Source organism: Streptomyces similanensis, assembly GCF_039543625.1.
Lineage (GTDB): Bacteria > Actinomycetota > Actinomycetes > Streptomycetales > Streptomycetaceae > Streptomyces > Streptomyces similanensis.
The window spans coordinates 226,040-244,913 of the sequence record NZ_BAABKC010000112.1; the positions used below are offsets into that span (position 1 = coordinate 226,040).

The window sequence follows — 18,874 nt, forward strand, 5'->3', positions numbered from 1 at the left end:
CCACGGTGAGGCGACCGAGTGCTGTGCTCGCGCTCCCGCCGTCGCCGTCTCACGCGTCGTTTCTCGTCCGGGGGCTCGTCTGGAGGGCGATGACGGCGATGTCGTCCCTGCGGTCGGGGAAGGCGGGCAGCAGGCTGCGGATCAGGTCCGGGAGGGGCAGACCCCGGCGGCTCAGCGTTTCCGCCCGCTCGCACAGGCGTTGGAGGCTGTGGTCGATGTCCGTGCCCGGGACCTCCACGAGCCCGTCGGTGTAGAGCACCAGGATGTCGCCCCCGCGCAGGACGGCGTGGAGATCGGTGCGCGGCACGGAGTCGGCGACGCACAGCGGTGGGTCCGTCCGCGCGGGGTCGTGCAGGAACCGGGGAGGCGCGTCGGAGGGAATCAGCAGGGGCGGTGGGTGACCGGCGTTGGACAGCACGAGGCGTCGCCCGTCGCGCGGGCCCGGACGCAGGAGGGCGTGCACCGCGGTGATCAGCGAGGGCGTGTCGAGTGCCTGTACGACGCGGTCCAAGCGGCTCAGTGTGGCCGCCGGGCTGGCGGTCGGGCCGCCGTCGTACGCCAGCCCCCGGAGCATGCTGTTGACGCGGCCCATCGCGGTGGCCGCCGCCATGTCGTGGCCGGCGATGTCACCGATGGTCAGCGCGACGGAGCCGTCGGGCAGGCGGACGGCGTCGTACCAGTCGCCGCCGACCTCCGCGGCCGCGTCGGCCGGGTGATAGAGCGCGGTCAGGGTGGCCTCCTCGACCTCCGGCGGAGGGGCGAGGAAGGACTGTTGCAGGGCGAGAGCCATGTCGCGGACCGACTGGAGCTCCAGGGTGCGGCGCAGCGGCCCGTCCATGTGCCGCAGGACGTCCTGGAGCAGCGCGAGATCGGTCTCGTCCGGAGGCGGGTTCCCGCGGCAGTTGGCCGCGCTCGCCAGCGCCACGGTCCGGCCGTCCACGACGACCGGCAACAGCGCCAGGCAGGTCGCGCCGGCCTCGCGCAGCCACCCCGTGGACACGTCCGAGATGAGATGGCCGGGCGGTGCGCCGGCCGGGAAGGCGAACAGCATCGTCTCCTGGCTGTTCACGGCCTCGTCCGCGGCCGGTCCCAGCCTGAAGTGCTCCCCGAGGGGAGGTAGCTCGGGCAGGCCGGGCGCCACGGCGACACGCGTCACCGACGGCGCGTCGAAGGCGCGCGAGCCGTACCCCGCCGCCTGCGGGACCCGGAAGATGGCGATGGCGTCGACCAGATCGGGCACGACGGCCGCCGCGGTCATCCGGAACGCCTCGGACAGGTCACGGGCCGCCGGGACCGCGGCCATACCGGCCAGCAACTGTTCCCGTTTACGGATCCTCCAGTCGTCCTCGGCGTCGGAGACCGTGCCGATCCACTCCGGCTCGGCGCCGCCGTCCGGCACGGGCACCGCGACGAGCTTGAGGTGGCGGTAGCGGTCGGGATCGTCGCCCAGCCGCACGCGCACGACGGTGTCGACGAGGGACCGCTCACGGGTGGCCTCGCGCCACACCCGCCCGAACCGGTCCCGGTCCTTCGGATGGACGGAGTCCATCCACAGGGCGTCCGCCCCGGGATGCCACAAGCCCGCCGGGGCCGGTGCGGTGGCGGCCATCGGCAGGGTCACCGTCCCGTCCGGAGCCAGGGTCCAGACCGTCTGGGGCAGCGCGGACAGGAGTGTCTCGTACCGTTCGAGCAGATGCCGTTCCGCTGCCCCCGCCGCGCCCCGTGGCGGTGCGGGCGAGGTCGCCGGGCCCGCCGCGAGGAGCAGCAGCGCCGGGCCGTACGGACTGTCGACGGGGAAGCAGCTGACGAAGCGGGCCCCGCTCACGCACCCGTCGCGGCCGGTCCGGAGCAGGAGGCCGACGTGCCCGGGCCTCCGCTCGGCCCGGACCCGGCGCAGCAACTCCAGCAGCGGGGCGGCCCAGTCGTGCGCGAGGGCGGTGCCGGCCGGTCGGCCCGGCGCCCAGGACCCGAACAGTTCCGCGAACGCTCCCGCCCGCTCCCGCAACCGGAGCGAGGGCTCCGTGACCAGTGCGGTGCCGCTCACCAGTGCGCCGTGGTCCGGTACCCGCGGCGCCGGCCCCGCGGCACGTACGTCGTCGCTGCTCACGCTCCGATCATCCCCCGCGCTCAGATTGACGGCACGCCTTCGCGACCGCCCCGGCGGCCTGCCGGAACGGCGCGAAGGGAGCGACTCGCCTCCTGGCGGGCTCAGGCGAGGGCGACGACGAGCAGGGTGAAGGCGGCGATGATGACGGCGACGCGGAGGTAGTGGTAGCGGACCCATCGGTTCATCTGCTCCCTCCAGTCGGCGGGCCGGTTGTCAGGGGTCCACGTCCTGTTCCGGTCGTTGATCGGGACGAGCAGCAGGACCGACATGATCACGCTCAGGAGCAGCAGCGCGCCGGCGGTGATGACGAGGCCGGTGCCGTGGTGGTGCCGTCCCGCGACGGCCCAGACCGCGACGAGGACGAGCGAGCCGATGTACCAGAACGGCATCACGGCGCCGAGCATCCGGCCCCCGTGGGCGTGGCCGAGTTGGCCGCTGTCCTCGGGGAGTGCGTTGAGGATCGGGTTCATGACGAAGGCGACGGCGAATTCGACCCCCACCATGATGCCGACGACCACGGTGGTGATGACCTCGAGTGCGCTGAGCATGCTGCCCCTCCCGGGATCTAGCGCTGCTAACCGATGAGAGCAACGCTAGTACTACTGCCGCTTCCTTGTCTAGCGGTGCTAGGATCCCAGTCATGTCCGTACAGGAACGCAAGCAGCGCGAACGGGCGGAGCGCGAGCGCCTCATCGTGGCGACGGCCCGCGAACTCGCCGAACAGCAGGGCTGGGACGCGGTCACCACGCGCCGGCTCGCCGAGCGCATCGAGTACAGCCAGCCCGTCCTCTACAGCCACTTCCGCGGCAAGCGCGAGATCATCGGCGCCGTCGCCCTGCAGGGCGCCGCCGAGATGGCCGCGGCGGTGCGTGCCGCGACCTCCGCGGCGAGCGGCCCGCGCGAGCGGGTCGCCGCCCTCGCCCGCGCCTACCTCGACTTCGCCGCGCGCAACCCGGCGGTCTACGACGCCCTGTTCCAGCTCGACGGCGGCCTGGCGTACGCGCGGGAGGACACCCCGGAGCCGCTGAAGGACGCCTTCGCCGCCCTGCTGGAGAGTCTGGAGGAGGTCGCCGGGGACGGCGTCCCCCCGGGATTGTTCACCGAGGTGTTCTGGGCGTCCCTGCACGGCCTCGCCACCCTGTCCCGGGCGGAACGGCTGCTGCCGGAGGACGCCGCGCGGAGGGTGGAGCTGCTGGTCGACCGGCTCGCCGTGCTCTGACGCCCCGCCCCGGCGCGAACCGGCCGTCGCGGGCCTCTCGGTCGCCACGCGGGGTGGCCAGGCGACACCTGGCCCTCTACCGTGGCTGCCTCGTGAGGCGTGTGCCGTACGGGCCGCGCCAGTTGATGCATGGGGAGAACACCATGGTCACCGCGTTACGTCAGCGGTCGCGATCCGCTCCGCTCGTCAACGGCCGGCGTCCTCGGCGCCACGCGCGGCGCGCCGTCCTCGGTTCACTCACCGCCGTGTGCACGGCGCTGATCTTCGCCTTCTCCCAAACCGCCGCCTACGCCGGCGGACCCTACCTGTGGGCGAACGACAGCCACGTCGGCAAGCGCCTCACCGTCTGCGCGGCGACACTGGACGTCCGGAGCTCGTACGGCGGCGCGGCCTTCGCCCATCTCACGCAGGGGGAGACGTTCACCGTGCACCAGAACTACGCGGAGTTCGGCAGCGAGTACGTGCGCGGCTTCGCCTGGGGCACCGTCAACGCGGAGGGCTACGTGCAGAACGGCTGGTTCTGCTTCTAGGGCGAAGCGGTGGCCGCGGCAGCGCCCCCGGGCCGGCGACGACCCGGCGGAGCGCTGCCGCTGGCGGACAGGTCACGCCCTCCCCGTCAGAGAGTTCCGCGTAACCATTGATCGTACTCTGCCGCCAAAAGCCCCTCGTCCACGTGTTGCTGACGCAAGGACTCCACCCATGCGGCGATCATCCCGCCGATCTCTTCGAGTTCCTCGATTTCCTCAAGAGCCGTCTTCTCGTCCGCTTCGAGGTACGAGACTAATTCCGCCGCAGTGTTGTTTCCTCGGGAGCAGAGCGGACACAGGAGAATCTCGCGCATGCCGTGGACGTCGTCACCGCTCTGGTTCTTCCAGGAATTCCTGAAGCGGACCAACAGAAGACCCGGGCTGTCGCACGCCGGACAGGCCGGTACGTCCGCGATCCTGATGAGCAGTTCATCCTGGCAGGTGAGTGCGGGAACGACGGTCTCCGGATTCGCCTCGGTCATGCCACACCCTGCCAGGCGTCCGGCCCGAACGATCCCTTGATGTCGGAGGCGAGCGAGGAAGCGTCGACCTGTGCCGCCAGGGCGTACACAGTCGTCTTCCGCGGACCGTGCACGCTGAGGTGCACGGGACTGTCACCGGGGTGCGCGTGCAGGATGCGCTTCAGGTGGGCGACCGACTGCTCGGAAATCCGGTGGAGGGGCAGGGACAGCCGGACGGGCGGCCTGCCACCGTGCTCGGCGCTCGAAACGTCCAGCATCGACAGTTCCCGGCCGAAGATATTGAGGGTGCCGTCGCGGTCCTCGACCTTTCCCTTGACCGAGATGACGTTGTCCTCGCTCAGAGCGTGGGCGACGAGCTGGTAGACGGCGGGGAAGAACAGTACTTCGATGGACCCGTCGCGGTCCGCCAGATTGACGATGGCCCAGTTGTTCCCCTGCTTGGTGATCTTCCGCTGGACGCCGGTGATCAGGCCCGCGAGCTGAACGTCTCCCTGAGTGCGCCCCGACGCCAGGAGTTCCGCGATGGTGGTGTCCCTGGCTCCCGAGAGGATGTGCTCCGCGCCGTCCAGGGGATGGGCCGACACGTACAGGCCCAGCATCTCCCGTTCCGTGGCGAGGAGCTGCCGACGGGGCCATTCCTTCTCGTCCACCGGGAAGTCGAAGGCGAATCCGGCCGCGGAGCCCGCCGTATCGTCGCCCCCCAGCGCGGCGAACAGATCGTCCTGCCCGTAGGCGGCGGCCTTCTTGACGGGCACGATGGAATCGACCGCGTCTTCGTGAATCGCGCACAGACCGCGCCGGGTGTGGCCGAGGGAGTCGAAGGCTCCGGATTTGATCAGTGACTCGATGGCTCGCTTGTTCAGGGCGGGAAGTTCGCACTTGTCCAGCATGTCGGCGAAGGAGGAGAACTTCCCCTTGGAACGGCGGGCCGCGACGATCGCCTCGATCACGGCGTCTCCCACGTTCCGTACGGCACGCATGCCGAAACGCACGTCGTCCCCGACGGCGGTGAACTCGGCGGTGGATTCGTTGACGTCCGGCGGCAGGACCCGGACGCCGTTCGCGCGGGAATCGGCGAGATAGACCGCCGCCTTGTCCTTGTCGTCTCCGACCGACGTCAGCAGCGCCGCCATGTACTCGGCGGGATAGTTGGCCTTCAGATAGGCCGTCCAGTAGGAGACCAATCCGTAACCGGCGGTATGAGACTTGTTGAAGGCGTAGCCGGAGAACGGCAGCATGACGTCCCAGATGGCCTTGATCGAATCTTCCGAGAACTCGTTCCCGAGCATGCCGCCCGCGAATTTGTCCCACTCCGCGGCCAGTACCTCGGGCTTCTTCTTGCCCATGGCTCGGCGCAGCATGTCGGCGCCACCCAGGGTGTATCCCGCGAGCTGCCGCGCGATGGCCATGATCTGCTCTTGGTAGACCAGCAGATGGTGGGTGGACCCCAGGATCGGGTCGAGCGCTTCCTTCAACTCCGGATGGATCGGGGCGGGATCCTGCTTACCACTCTGCCGGAGCGCGTAGTTGGTATGGGCGTTGGCGGCCATGGGGCCGGGCCGGTACAGCGCGAGCGCCACCGCGATGTCCTCGAATCGGGACGGCTGCATCAGCTTCAGCAGCGCGCGCATGCCGCCGCCGTCGAGCTGGAAGACGCCGAACGTGTTCCCCTCCGACAGCAGCTCGTAGGTCTTGGCATCGTCCAAGGGGATGACGACGGTCTCCGGGTCGCCGTCCATCGGGTCGACGGTCGCGAGCTTGATACCGCGGTTCTCGCGGATGTTCTGAATGGCCTGATCGATGACGCCCAGGTTCCGCAGACCCAGGAAGTCCATCTTGATCAACCCCATGGCCTCGCAGCTGGGGTAGTCGAATCCGGTGATCTTCACGCCGTCCGAGGCGCGCATGTGCAGCGGGATGCGGTCCGTGAGACGGGTCTTGGAGAGGATCACCGCGGCTGCGTGAACGCCGGTTCCGCGCATCAGGCCCTCGACACCCTTGGCGGTGTCCATGACCTTCCTGACATCCGGCTCGTTCTCGTACAGCGCCCGGATCTCGCCGGCCTCACCGAACCGGGGATGGGCGTCGTCCCAGATGCCCGACAGGGGGATGGTCTTGCCCGCCACGTCCGGCGGCAGCGCCTTGACGATCCGCTCGCCGTGGGAGAAGGGGTAGCCGAGGATGCGAGAGGAGTCCTTGATCGCGTTCTTGGCCTTGATCTTGCCGAACGTGTTCACCATGGCGGTGTACGCGTCGCCGTACTTCTCGGTGACGTAGCGCACCATCTGGTCGCGCTGGCGGTCGTCGAAGTCGAGGTCGACGTCCGGCGGGTTGATGCGCTCGGGGTTGAGGAAGCGCTCGAACAGCAGCCCGTGCTCCAGGGGGCACAGTTCGGTGATGCGGGTGGCGTACGCGACGATCGAGCCCGTCGCCGAGCCGCGGCCGGGTCCCACCGGGATGCCGTTCTCGCGTGCGTGCCGGCAGATGTCCGCGACGACGAGGAAGTACGAGGAGAATCCCATCGGACCGATGATGCTCATCTCGGTCTCGAACCGCGCCGTGACGTGCTCGGGGATCGGATCGCCGTAGCGCATCACCAGCCCCTTGAGGACTTCCTGGCGCAGATACGCTTCCTGCGACATTCCGTCGGGGACGTCGGGGAACTGCGGCATCTCGTCGACATAGTCGAAAACGTCGTCGTAGGATCCGATGCGTTCCGCGATCAGCAGCGTATTGTCGCACGCTGCGGGTAATTCCCCGAAGAGCTCGCGCATCTCTGCCGCTGTCTTGAGATAGTAGCCGGAGCCTTGGAACTTGAACCGGTTCGGGTCGTCCTTGTTCTTTCCCACTCCGATGCAGAGGAGGTTGTCGTGCGCCTCCGCGTCGGTCGGGCGGATGTAGTGGGCGTCATTGGTGGCCAGGAGAGGAATGTCCAGGTCCTTCGCGAGGCGAAGCAGACCGTCCCGCACCTCGCGCTCGATGGACAGACCATGATCCATCAGTTCCAGGAAGTAGCTGTCCTTCCCGAAGATCTCCTGATATGAGCCGGCGGTCTCCCGGGCCTCCTCGTACTGTCCCAGGCGCAGCCGGGTCTGAATGGCGCCCGAGGGGCATCCTGTGGTGGCGATGATCCCTTGGGCGTGCTCACTGATCAGTTCCATGTCCATGCGCGGCTTGCCGGCCGGGAACTGACCCGTGTAGGACGCTTCGGTCGAGAGGTGGAAAAGATTGCGCAGACCTTGGACGTTCTCCGCCCACATGGTCATGTGGGTGAATCGGCCGCCGCCGGAGACGTCTTTCGACCCCTCCCCGTCGTCGCTCATCGCCCGTCGTCCGCCCGGCCCCCAGAACTCCGGTTTCCGATTCCTCCGTGAGGAGGGGGCGACGTACGCCTCGATGCCGATGATCGGCTTGACGCTGTCGAATCCCTTGGACACGGATTGGAACTCGTAGGCCCCGAACATGTTGCCGTGGTCGCTCATGGCGATCGCCGGCATGCCCTGGCGCGCGACCTCCTCGAACATCGGTTTCATCCGCTGTGCTCCGTCGAGCATGGAGTACTCGGTGTGATTGTGCAGGTGAACGAATGAATCCGACACGGCCAGGGCACCTCCGGGGCGTAGCTGAAGGCCCTCAGCTTACGTGCTCAGGGCTACAGGAGTTGGCTTATGAGGCTACCGCCATGCCGTGTGCCAGGAATGATCATCGAACGTCAACTCGCCTAGCGGCGTTGCTTGTTGTGCGGGCGACTCCGTGGGCCGGGCAGCGGTTTCGGGCGGCCGTCGCGTCTGGGGGAGCGGCGGCCGCCCGGAGCCGATCAGCGGCCGGACTCAGCCGGCTTTGAGCAGAGTGCGCAGCTCGGCGGTGTCGATGACATGGGACCGCGTGGGCAGGACGCGGTGGATCAGGACGTCGTGGACTTCGGTGTCCGGGTCGGCGACGCCGTCGGACAGGACGTAGATCCGGTAGTCACGGTCGGCCGCGTCGATGACGGTGGAGAGGACGACGCCGCTGGTGCTGACGCCGGCGACGACCAGGGTGGTGATGCCGCGCTCGCGCAGGTGCCGGTCCAGGTCGGTGGTCGACATGCCGCCGAAGCGCAGCTTGCGCACCACGATGTCGTCCTCCCGGGGCGCCAGCCGCTCGTGCACGGCGGTGACCGGATCCTCGTGGTGCATGACGCGGTATTCGGCCAGCGGGGCGAAGGTCTTGTTGGCGGCCGGGATCGCCTCCCAGTCGTCCTCCGTGAATCCGACGCGTACGTAGGCGATGGTTCCGCCGTGCGCGCGGACTTCGGCGATGGCCCCTTCGACGGCGTCGAGAAGGGCCTCGCGGTCGCTCTCCTCGGGCAGGCCGGCCAGGATGGCCGGCTGGTAGTCCATGACGAGAAGAGCGGTGTGCGCGGGGTCCAGTGCCGGGGTGGTGCTCACTCGGATGTGCTCCTTGGTTGTGGGAGTGCGGGGCGGATCAGTACGGGCAGACGTGCGCGGCGGACTCGGCGGACTCGGCAGACGAGTTCGGCGGTGCGCCGCGGCGTCATGAGTGATTGTGGGTCAAGGCCGCCTGTCGGCGCGGGGTTTGATCCTTTTGGGGCAGCAACAGCGGACTGGAGAGGATCGACAGACCGATGATCGCGAGCGCGACGCGGGGGCTGGTGGCGTCCGCGAGCAGCCCGCCCAGGGCGGTGAAGACGGCGATCCCGGCCTGCTGGCCGATCGCCCAGGCCGACAGGGCACGGGCGACGCGCTGGTGGGGGGTGTGCTGGAGCCGGTAGGTGGCGACGACCGGGCTGTACAGGCTCATGCTGATGATGATCGCCAGTTCGACGGCTATCACGGTGACGAGGCCGACGGTGCCCGGACGGACGAAGGCGAGGCCGATCAACCAGACGACGCGCAAGGTGCCCACGGTGCGCAACACGCGGTGCTGGCCGTAGCGCGCCACGACACGGTTGGCCAGCCGGGACCCGATCAGGCCCCCGACGCAGGGGGCGGCGAACGCCAAGCCGTACTGCCAGGGCGCGAAGCCCAGTTCGCGCAGCAGGAGCACGGCGAGCAACGGCTCGGTGGCCATGATGAGTCCGGAGACGAGCATGTTGTTGAGGAAGAGCGCCCGCAGCCCGGGATGGTCCATGATGTGCCGCAGTCCGTCCAGCAGGTCCCCTGCCCGGACGCGTTTCCTCCCGCTGTCGTGGCTGACCTCTTCGCGTCCCCCGATGGCGGTGATGGCCGCCGCGGAGAACAGGTAGCTGAACGCGTCGGCCACGACGGTGGCGACCGGTCCGAAGAGACCGACGGCCGCGCCGCCCAGCGGTGGCCCGACCGCGATGGAGCTCCAGTTGGTCGACTCGAAGCGAGCGTTCGCCACGAGGAGGTCGTCGGCCCGGACGAGGGTTTGCAGGTAGGCGCCGCTGGCCGCGTTGAAGGCGATCTTGGCCGCCGCGGCCAGGGCCGAGACGACGAGCAACTGCGCGAAACTGAGCCAGCCGAAGGCGTAGAAGACGGGGACGGTCGCCATGACCGCGAACCGGACCAGGTCCATGGCGATCATGACCGGCCGCTTGCGGCGGAACTCCACCCAGGGCGCCAGCGGTACCGCGATCAGCGCGCCCACGGTCGGCCCCACCGCGGACAGGGCGGACACCTGCGCCGTGCTGGCGTGCAGTGCCAGGACGGCGATGAGCGGGAAGGCGCCGAACCCCAGACCTGACCCGTAGGCGCTCACCGCATAAGCCGCCCAGAGCCAGCTGAACTGCCGGCCCAGGGGTCTCCTGCTCACCATGCTCGGGCCGCCCCTCAATCTTCCCTGCGAACGAGCTCGCGTCCGTGAAGCTAAGCAAGCGGCCCGACGGCCGGTCAAACAACTGCGCTGTCGCTTGTCCACAACCGACCGTTGTTGTTCGAGGTGGATCAGCCGGCCGCACTCCCAGGGGCGGAGGTGCGATCGTCAGTTCCCCTGCGGACCGCGGTTCCTGGACTGTCCGAAAGCAGGCAGGGAGGAGGGAATGTGAGGATTGCACGGTGTACGAAAGCCCAGTTCACCCCATGACGCGTACGCCCTATTGTTGGCGTATAACACAAATCGCGGAATTTAATCCCGCGTCGACGGCTGGGGGTCAGGGTGAAGGATTTGATCCAGGCGATGGAAGCGGGCGCCTCCTCGGAGGAGTGGGCCCACGTCCAGGTTCCGGAATCCTATCTGGCCCTCACTGTCCACAGAAGTGAGATCGGCATGTTCGAGGGCCTGTCGACCCGTGACAAGAACCCGGAGAAATCCCTGCACGTCGAGCCTGTCCCGGTTCCCGAGCTGGGCCCGGGTGAAGCCCTGGTAGCCGTGATGGCGAGTTCCATCAATTACAACACCGTATGGTCCTCCATCTTCGAGCCCATTCCCACCTTCGGCTTCCTGGAGCGCTACGGCCGTACTTCGGACCTGGCGAAAAGACATGACCTGCCCTATCACGTGCTGGGATCCGATCTGTCGGGTGTGGTGCTCCGTGTCGGCGCCGGCGTACGACGCTGGAAGGCGGGCGACCAGGTGGTGGCCCATTGCCTTTCGGTAGAGCTTGAGGACCCGGCAGGGCACGATGACTCCATGCTCGACCCGCAGCAGCGCATCTGGGGATTCGAGACGAACTTCGGCGGCCTCGGCGAGATCGCGCTGGTGAAAGCGAACCAGCTCATGCCCAAACCCGAGCAGTTGACCTGGGAGGAAGCCGCCGCCTCGGGGCTCGTGAACTCCACCGCGTACCGGCAGTTGGTCTCCCGCAACGGAGCCGACATGAAACAGGGCGATGTGGTGCTGGTCTGGGGCGCCTGCGGCGGGCTGGGGGCGTACGCCACTCAGTTGACGCTGAACGGCGGAGGGACGCCGGTGTGCGTCGTATCGTCCGCGGAGAAAGCCGGTCTGTGCCGGGACATGGGCGCCGAGCTGGTGATCGACCGGGTCGCGGAGGACTACCGGTTCTGGAGCGGACCGCATACTCCGGACCGCAAGGAATGGCGCCGGCTCGGGGCGAGGATCCGTGATCTCACCGATGGGCTCGACCCCGACATCGTCTTCGAGCACCCCGGCCGGGAAACCTTCGCGGCCAGCGTCTACGTGGCGCGCCGCGGCGGCGCCGTCGTGACCTGCGCGTCGACGAGCGGGTATGACCACTACTTCGACAACCGCCATCTGTGGATGCATCTCAAGAGGATCATCGGGTCGCACTTCGCCAACTATCAGGAGGCCTGGCGTGCGAACGACCTCATCAGACGCGGGAAGATATTCCCGACGCTGTCCAAGACATACCCACTGGCACAGGCGGCGACAGCCGTGCGCGAGGTCCAGCGAAACGTTCACCACGGGAAGATCGGCATTCTGTGCCTGGCTCCCCGACCCGGCCTCGGTGTGACGGATCAGGGCCTGCGGGACCGTGGCGCGGGCCGCTACGACGTCTTCCGCACCTCCCCGTGACGGTCTGCCGCTCGGTCGATGTCCGCACGTTCGACGGGATGTTGAGTCAGCAAGCAGACACGGCGAAGGGATGACGCAGTGAGGACACACGCCGAACCGGGCCTGGCGCCGAACGAGGAGATGTTCCGCAGGGTGCTGAGCCACTTCGCCAGCGGCGTGGTCGCCGTCACGGGTCTGTCACCCGACGGAGCCCCGGCCGGACTGACCGTGAGCTCATTCACCTCGGTGTCGCTGAACCCGCGCATGGTGTCGTTCTGCGTAGGGCGGACCAGCCGCACCTGGCCGCTGCTGCGCGCCTCATCGGGTGTCTGCGTCAACATACTGAGTGAGCGGCAGCGGGACGTCTCGGACTCGCTCGCCCGCAGCGGCGGAAGCAAGTTCGGCGAACTGGGCTGGTCCCCGTCGCCGGGAGGACTCCCCGTGCTCGACGGCGTGCTCGCGTGGCTGGAAGGAGACGTCGACGCGGAGCACTGGGCGGGGGACCACGACATCGTCGTCGCCCGGGTCCGTCACCTCGGCATCGTCGGCGGGCCGGGACCGCTGATCCGGTACCTCGGCGCCTACCACCGCCTCGGCGCGTCCTCCGAGTGAAGGGACACACGTCATCAGGGGTGCTGCGTCGCCTCCCCGATGACGCCCCCGGCCGGCACCTCAGCGGGCCCACGCGGGGGTCCACAGATCCTCGCGTCGCGTCGTCTGGTAGGTGGCGCTGAGGTAGGCGAGGAAGTTCGCGAGGACGGGGTGCGGATTGTCGGCCCGCCAGATCACCGACAGCGGGTAGACCGGGGTCGGGGCCACGACCGGGATACGGCGGAGGTCGTAGCTCTCCGGCCAGAGGTACCGTGAGCCCTCGCAGACGAAGGTGGCGAGCCGGGTCGATTCGGCGATCTCGGTCAGGAGCGCCTCGACGCCGAAGCTCGGTCCGATCGTGTCGATGGTGAGGTCGAATTCCTCGGCCAGGTCCCCGTAGTAGCCCATCGGCTCGGCGTCCGCTATGCCCGGCATCCAGATGGGGTGATCGGCGAGTTCGGTCATGGTCACGGTCTTGGCGTTCGCCAGGGGGTGCTGCGGGCCGACCAGGAGCTCGTGCCGGTCGTCGATGACGCGCGATGAGCGCAGTCCGCTCGGAACCGTGCCGGCGGAGTCCCGCAGGGATCTGAAGGTGGCGTCCAGCGCGCCCGCGCTGACGGCGCCTAACGCCGACGTGGCGTCGAGATTGGTCAGGGTCACCACGTCGAGCTCGATATCGGGGTGTTGCTGATAGAAGGCCAAGAGGATGTTGGCGGGCGCGATCCGACGGCCGACGACATCGATCCGCAGCGTCCTGCGCTCCGTGGCCACGGCGGCTCTGGCGCGCTCGGCGGCGCGGAGGAGTTCCCGGGCATGAGGCAGGAACGCCTGCCCGTCGACTGTCAGTCGGACCCCTCTGGCGATCCGCGCGAACAGTTGCACACCGAGTTCTCGCTCCAGGCTCGCTATCCGCTTCGACGCACCCTGCTGGGTGATTCCGAGATTCTCGGCAGCGGCTTGGAACTGGCTGACTTCCGCAACGGTGACGAAGGTGCGGACCGCGTCGACATCCATAACGCGGAGCATACCCTCACGACGATGGATCGTGAGGCGCTGCTCCGGCATTGCCGCAGTCAACACCGCGTCCAGCGAAGCGAGTTCGGCGGACTGTCGATGCCGACCGCCCTGGTCGCGCGGGCTCGTCCGACGGGCGGGGACACGAGGAGCACGAGGCGATGTGCGGTGGCATTTCGCGAAATTCAGGAAGCAACCAGCACCTTGGAGTGGATGTTTCCCCCAACCCATTGCGACGTGGACGAAAGTCCACTATGCGTCCGGTATGGGCCGCTGTTAAGAATGGAAATTGCCTGTGCAAGACGGCCGTCTCTGAGGGGAAACGATGAGCGACATGACGTCTCCGACCGCACCCTTCGCTATCGATGAACAGCACATCACGAACTTCCGGGAGCACGGCTTCACCCGCATCCCGGGCCTGATCCCCGCGGAGGAAGTGGCGCACTGGCGCAAGATCGCGCTGGACACGATCGAAGAGGACGGCCGGCGGGCCGGCATGGGGGGCGGCGGCACCGCGCTCAGGACCACTTCGGACCCGTGGTGGAAGCACGACAGCCTGCGCGACCTCGTTCGTCACCCCCGCGTCGGCGCCGCCGCGGAGCAACTGGCCGGCACTCCCATGCGGGTGTGGAGCGGACAGGCGTACGCCAAGCATCCGCACGACGAGGTGCCCACCATCTGGCACGAGGACCTCACGCTCACGCCGCTCGACTCCCCGATGAACGTGAACGCCTGGGTCGCCCTGGTCGACGTGCCCGTCGAGCGAGGCTGTCTGATCTTCCTGCCCGACTCGCACAAGCGCCCCGAGCCGCACCGGGCCGAGATGTCCGCGGTGAAGAGCCACGCCACGACATACATGTTCGAGGAGTGGCCCGATCTCGAGTGGTACCCGCGGGTCACGGTGCCGGTGCGCGCCGGAGACGTCACCTTCCACCAGAGCACCGTCGGGCACGCCAGCAACGGCAACCACTCCGACGGGGTGCGACTGGCCTTCATCATCTCCTACACCGGCGCGTCGGCGATCTACCGACCGCGCCCCGGGCATGCGCGGATGGACGAGGAGCTGGTGCCCGGCGAGCAGCTGCCCGACGGCCGCTACCCCCGCGTCTCCGGCCTGACGGAGACGCACCGGCCATGACGGCGGTGACCGCGCACATCGGCATGTCCCTCGACGGGTTCGCCGCCGGCCCTCACCAGAGCGCGCGGAACCCGGTCGGGGTGGGCGGAATGCGGCTGCACGAGTGGCTGCTCGGCACCAGGGCGTGGTGCGAACACCGTGGCCTGGAAGGCGGCGAGGAGTCCGCCGACTCCGACGTCCTCGCGGACGCCATGCACGGCATCGGCGCCTACATCATGGGCCGGGGGATGTTCGGTGGCGGCGACGGCCCGTGGGACTCGGCGTGGCGGGGCTGGTGGGGAGACGAACCGGCCTTCCGGGCACCCGTGTTCGTGCTGACCCACCACCCGCGGGAGCCGCTGGAGATGAAGGGCGGCACCACGTTCACCTTCGTCACCGACGGCATCGAATCCGCGCTCGACCAGGCGCGGGCGGCCGCCGACGGGCGGGACGTCTCACTCGCGGGCGGAGCGAAGGTCGTACAGCAGTACCTCGCCGCCGGCCTGCTCGACGAGTTGACCCTGCACCTCCGGCCGATCCTCCTGGGCGCGGGTGAGCGCCTGCTGGAGAACGCCGGGAACCCGGTTCTCGAACCGCGGAAGGTCGTCTCGACCGGCCTGGCCACACACATCACCTATCGGGTCGTCCGCTGACGGACGAACACCTGTCGGGCCGTCCGCTGACGGACGTGCCTCAGGAGAGGCCGACGACGACCGCGACACCGGTACCGGCTCCGGCCGGACCGTCACATCGGGCCGAGCGGCGGACGGGATCATCCCGCCCGCCGCTCGGCCCTGCGGTCTGCCGGCACCGCCCCCTCACTCAGTCCGGCGCGCGCCGCACGCCCGCGCCGCGCGCCTGAGAGGCCGTACCGCGCCCCGGGGAAGGAACCGGAGACCGTGCCGCCCGGGTATCGCAGAGCCGGGCGGCACGGTCTTCGGCAAGCCGTCGGTCAACGGGCGTGCCGCGCCGGAGACCGGCCGGTCACAGGGTCCCCAGCCACGCGTCCACGGTCCGCGCGGTGCTTTCGGCGTACTCCGAGACGATGGTGAAGTGGTCGCCGGAGATCTCCCTGTCCTCGTCGCACCGGTCCCACCCAGGACCCCAGTCGCAGTCCGGCAGCGGCTTCCCGTCCGGGTCGGGCAGCGCGTCGGCGGCCCGCAGGAACAGGGTCGGCACCGGGGAACGTCGCGGTTCCCAGTCGCCGAAGACCGAGAAGTATCCGCCCATGGCGGTGAGCGACACGTGGTCGGTCGCCACCAGTTCGCTGCGCCGGGCGAAGAGTCCGTGGGTGAAGGCCTGGTTGAGCCGCGGATTCATCTCCCTGGCCAGGTAGGTGTCCAGCAGCACCACCCCGCTCGGGGGTGTGTCCGTGCCGGCCAGGGCGAGGGCCACCTCGTGGGCGATCCAGCCGCCCGACGAGTAACCCAGCAAGGCGTACGGCGCCCCGTCGGCCTGTTCCAGGACCGCCCGCGCCTGCACCTCGACGAGGGCGGCCACATCCGCCGGAAGACGCTCACCGGCCGCGAATCCGGGCTCGGGCAGCACCACGGTACGGCGGCTGTCGCGGAGCGCGGCGGCGAACCGGGCGTACTGGTGTGCCCCCGACATCGCCACGACCGCGGGAAAGCACAGCAGCATCGGCTTCGCCGCGCCACGGGACAGCGGCACCGCGTGCGGTCGTCGGCCGAACTCGTCCGCCGTCCGGAAGACGGGCCGGAAACGCGCCGCCAGGCCGGCCAGCTCGATGCCCTCCTCGATCCTTCCCTGCTCACATGCCTGGGTGAACAGGGCGCCGAGCGTGTCCTCCGGTTCCGTGGCGTGCGGTGCCGCCGTGCCGATCTCCGCGGACAGGAACCGTACGAGACGGGGCGCGGTCGGATGGTCGAAGACCAGGCCGGCCGGCAGGCGCAGCCCCGTCGCCCCCTCCAGCCGGTTGCGCAGATCGACGGCGGTCAGTGAGTCGAATCCGAGCTCGGAGAAGGCGAGTTCGCCGTCGAGCCCGTCCGGCGTGGGGTAGCCGAGCACCGCGGCCACCTCCCGGCGGACCAGGTCCAGGAGCTCGCCGTCGCGCTCCTCCTCGGGCAGCTGCCCGAACCGGGCCGGCGTGTCCCGCTCCACGCGGCGCGCGTCCCGCGCCGGAACCCCGACCAGTCCGTGCCAGATCGACGGCACCTGGTGATCCCGTGCCGCGGCGCTCAGCGCGGCGAGGTCCGCGTGCACCGGAGCCAGCAGCGGTTCGGGCCGGGTCAGGGCCACGTCGAACAGCGTCAGCGCCTCCTCGGGGCTCAACGGCGCCAACCCGGCCCGTTCCAGCCGCCGGCGGCCCGCGGACATACCGCTCTCGGTGCTCCAGGGTCCCCACGCCAGAGACCGCGCGGGGAGCCCGCGGGCGCTCCGGTGCGCGGCAAGGGCGTCCAGAGCGCTGTTCGCCGCGGCGTAGGCCGCCTGTCCCGCCGAGCCGAGGATCCCCGCGACCGAAGAGAACAGTACGAGGAGGGTCGTGTCCCCGGCGAACTCGTCCAAGTGGCAGGCCCCGGCGAGTTTCGGGCGCAGCACCCGGGAGAGCTGCTCGTCGGTCAACGACTCCACGACACCGTCGTCGAGCACTCCGGCAGCGTGCACGACGGCACACAAGGACCGCGACGACAACAGCGCGGCGACCTGGTCCCGCTCCGCGATGTCGCAGGCGGCCACCTCGACGGTGGCTCCCGAGGTCTCCAGCTCGGCGCGGAGCTCCGGCATCTCGCCGTCGCGGTTGACGATCAGCAGGTCGCGGACCCCGTGCTGATCGACGAGGTGACGGGCGACCAGGCGGCCGAGCGCCCCGGAGGCCCCGGTGACCAGGACGGTGCCGGTCGACAGGTCCACCGCGGCCGGGTCGGCCGCCGGAAGCGGAGCGAACCGGGGCACCCGCGCGACGTCGTCGCCGACCCTCACATGCGGCTCCCCGGAGGCCAGCGCCCCAGCCAGCACCCGGTGATCGAGGCGAGTCGTGCCGGCGTCGACATCGAGCACGGCGAGCCGGCCCGGGTGTTCCGCCTGGGCGGCCCGGACGAGGCCGGCCAGCGCGGCCGCGGCGGGATCCGTCGCGGCGTTCCGGGTGAGCAGCACGAGACGCGTGGTGGCGAAGCGCTGATCGGCGAGCCACGTCCGCAGCAACGCCAGGGCCCGGGAAGCCAGCTGGGCCGTGGCCGCCGGCACGTCGGCGCCGGTCGTCGCGGCCGGTGCGCAGAACACCGCGTCGGGCTGCGCGCCGGAGGCGGCCGCGGCCGCTGCGAGGTCGTCGAGGCCGGCGTACGTCTCGATCCGGCTGTTCGCGCCCCGCAGCAGCGACGTCAGCCCGAGCTCGTCGTCGCCGAGCATGACCCACCAGTTCGGCCGGGCGTCGGACGGCGTGGGAAGGTCCTGCCACCGCACGCCGAGCAGCGACCGGGGAACGGCCGTCGACGCGCCGCCCGCGGGCACGCCACGGAGGGTGAGGGCGTCCACACTGCCGACGCCGTGTCCGCCGCCGTCGAACAGTTGCAGGGTGACGGTGTCCGGGCCGCCGGCCGCCAGACGTACCCGAAGGGCCGTCGCTCCGGGACGGTCGACCCGTACGCCGCGCCAGGCGAACGGCAGCCTCGGACCGGTCTCGGCCGCGTCCACGAGGCCGCCGAAACCTATGGTGTGCAGGGCGGCGTCCAGCAGCGCCGGGTGCAGCACGTGCCCGGTCACGTCGACGCCCTCGGGAAGGACGACTTCGGCGAACAGCTCTCCGGTTCGTGACCAGGCGCGGTGGACTCCCTGGAAGACGGGACCGTAGTGCAACCCGTGGGCCGCGAGCGTGGGATGCAACGCCGCGAGGTCGATCGGCCGGGCGTCCGGCGGCGGCCATGCCCCCGGGCCACCGGGTGCGGAGAGCGCGCGGGCCTCGGTGAGGACCGCCCGGGCGTTCCGGTTCCACTCACCGCCGGAGTCCGAACCGCGGCTGTGCACCCGGACCGTCCGACGTCCTGCCGTGTCGGGCGGCTCGACGGTCATCCGAAGGTCGACCACCGCGTCCCGCGGAATCACCAGAGGCGCCTCCAGTGTCAGATCCTCCACCTCGGGCAGCTCGCACGCCGCGCCCGCGTGCAGCAGGAGATCGACGAACGCGGTCCCCGGCAACACCATCTCACCCGCGACGACGTGATCGGCCAGCCACGGATGCGCGTCGGCGCCGACGCGGCCGCAGAACATCATCGCGCCCGTCTCCGGATCGGCGATCACCGACGTCACCAGGGCGTGGCCACTGCTGTCCAGTCCCGCTGCGTCGAGGTCGGTGGTTCGGGGTGGGGTGTTGTCGAGCCAGTAGCGTTGGTGTTGGAAGGGGTAGGTGGGGAGGGGGGTGTGGTG

14 protein-coding genes are annotated in these 18,874 nt (G+C 69.7%); 6 read left to right on the plus strand and 8 right to left on the minus strand.

The window, feature by feature from the left end; translation table 11 throughout:
- Window positions 1-49: 49 nt before the first annotated feature.
- On the minus strand, window positions 50-1,693 hold the full coding sequence (locus tag ABEB07_RS32395) for a SpoIIE family protein phosphatase (protein ID WP_345671634.1): 1,644 nt from the start codon (window positions 1,691-1,693) through the stop codon (window positions 50-52).
- Between the two features lie 515 nt (window positions 1,694-2,208).
- Window positions 2,209-2,655: a DUF1772 domain-containing protein gene (locus tag ABEB07_RS32400; RefSeq protein WP_345671613.1), complete on the minus strand. Its 447-nt coding sequence runs from the start codon at window positions 2,653-2,655 to the stop codon at window positions 2,209-2,211.
- 92 nt (window positions 2,656-2,747) lie between these two features.
- On the opposite strand from ABEB07_RS32400, the gene ABEB07_RS32405 reads away from it, so the two are divergent.
- Window positions 2,748-3,326 carry a TetR/AcrR family transcriptional regulator gene (locus ABEB07_RS32405; protein WP_345671614.1) on the plus strand — a complete coding sequence of 193 codons (579 nt, stop codon included), beginning with the start codon at window positions 2,748-2,750 and terminating at the stop codon, window positions 3,324-3,326.
- Between the two features lie 245 nt (window positions 3,327-3,571).
- Complete coding sequence (locus ABEB07_RS32410; RefSeq protein WP_176146731.1) at window positions 3,572-3,856, plus strand: hypothetical protein; 285 nt, start codon at window positions 3,572-3,574, stop codon at window positions 3,854-3,856.
- Window positions 3,857-3,942: 86 nt separating this feature from the next.
- Here ABEB07_RS32410 and ABEB07_RS32415 read toward each other — a convergent pair whose 3' ends face one another.
- The 4 genes from ABEB07_RS32415 to ABEB07_RS32430 all read right to left on the minus strand — a co-directional run bounded on the left by ABEB07_RS32415 (window position 3,943) and on the right by ABEB07_RS32430 (window position 10,116).
- Window positions 3,943-4,335 carry a DUF6300 family protein gene (locus ABEB07_RS32415; RefSeq protein ID WP_345671615.1) on the minus strand — a complete coding sequence of 131 codons (393 nt, stop codon included), beginning with the start codon at window positions 4,333-4,335 and terminating at the stop codon, window positions 3,943-3,945.
- On the minus strand, window positions 4,332-7,934 hold the full coding sequence (gene dnaE / locus ABEB07_RS32420; protein WP_345671616.1) for a DNA polymerase III subunit alpha: 3,603 nt from the start codon (window positions 7,932-7,934) through the stop codon (window positions 4,332-4,334). The genes ABEB07_RS32415 and dnaE overlap by 4 nt, the downstream gene beginning before the upstream one ends.
- 231 nt (window positions 7,935-8,165) lie before the next feature.
- Window positions 8,166-8,765: an isochorismatase family protein gene (locus tag ABEB07_RS32425; RefSeq protein WP_164588132.1), complete on the minus strand. Its 600-nt coding sequence runs from the start codon at window positions 8,763-8,765 to the stop codon at window positions 8,166-8,168.
- Window positions 8,766-8,871: 106 nt separating this feature from the next.
- Window positions 8,872-10,116, minus strand: coding sequence for an MFS transporter (locus tag ABEB07_RS32430; protein WP_345671618.1), 1,245 nt, complete (start codon window positions 10,114-10,116; stop codon window positions 8,872-8,874).
- Window positions 10,117-10,476: 360 nt separating this feature from the next.
- On the opposite strand from ABEB07_RS32430, the gene ccrA reads away from it, so the two are divergent.
- Window positions 10,477-11,793: a crotonyl-CoA carboxylase/reductase gene (gene ccrA, locus ABEB07_RS32435; protein ID WP_425589122.1), complete on the plus strand. Its 1,317-nt coding sequence runs from the start codon at window positions 10,477-10,479 to the stop codon at window positions 11,791-11,793.
- Window positions 11,794-11,871: 78 nt separating this feature from the next.
- On the plus strand, window positions 11,872-12,384 hold the full coding sequence (locus ABEB07_RS32440) for a flavin reductase family protein (protein WP_345671620.1): 513 nt from the start codon (window positions 11,872-11,874) through the stop codon (window positions 12,382-12,384).
- Window positions 12,385-12,444: 60 nt separating this feature from the next.
- Here ABEB07_RS32440 and ABEB07_RS32445 read toward each other — a convergent pair whose 3' ends face one another.
- On the minus strand, window positions 12,445-13,377 hold the full coding sequence (locus ABEB07_RS32445; protein ID WP_345671621.1) for a LysR family transcriptional regulator: 933 nt from the start codon (window positions 13,375-13,377) through the stop codon (window positions 12,445-12,447).
- A gap of 334 nt (window positions 13,378-13,711) precedes the next feature.
- Here ABEB07_RS32445 and ABEB07_RS32450 point away from each other — a divergent pair, with 334 nt between their 5' ends.
- Together ABEB07_RS32450 and ABEB07_RS32455 are read left to right on the plus strand one after the other, a co-directional pair.
- Window positions 13,712-14,515 carry a phytanoyl-CoA dioxygenase family protein gene (locus ABEB07_RS32450; protein ID WP_345671622.1) on the plus strand — a complete coding sequence of 268 codons (804 nt, stop codon included), beginning with the start codon at window positions 13,712-13,714 and terminating at the stop codon, window positions 14,513-14,515.
- The gene (locus ABEB07_RS32455) at window positions 14,512-15,147 is read left to right on the plus strand and encodes a dihydrofolate reductase family protein (protein WP_176146727.1); all 636 of its coding nucleotides are present in this window, start codon (window positions 14,512-14,514) and stop codon (window positions 15,145-15,147) included. Before ABEB07_RS32450 ends, ABEB07_RS32455 begins: the two co-directional genes overlap by 4 nt.
- A gap of 331 nt (window positions 15,148-15,478) precedes the next feature.
- Here the strand turns inward: ABEB07_RS32455 and ABEB07_RS32460 are convergent.
- On the minus strand, window positions 15,479-18,874 hold a 3,396-nt coding region (locus ABEB07_RS32460), incomplete at its 5' end, for a type I polyketide synthase (RefSeq protein WP_345671623.1).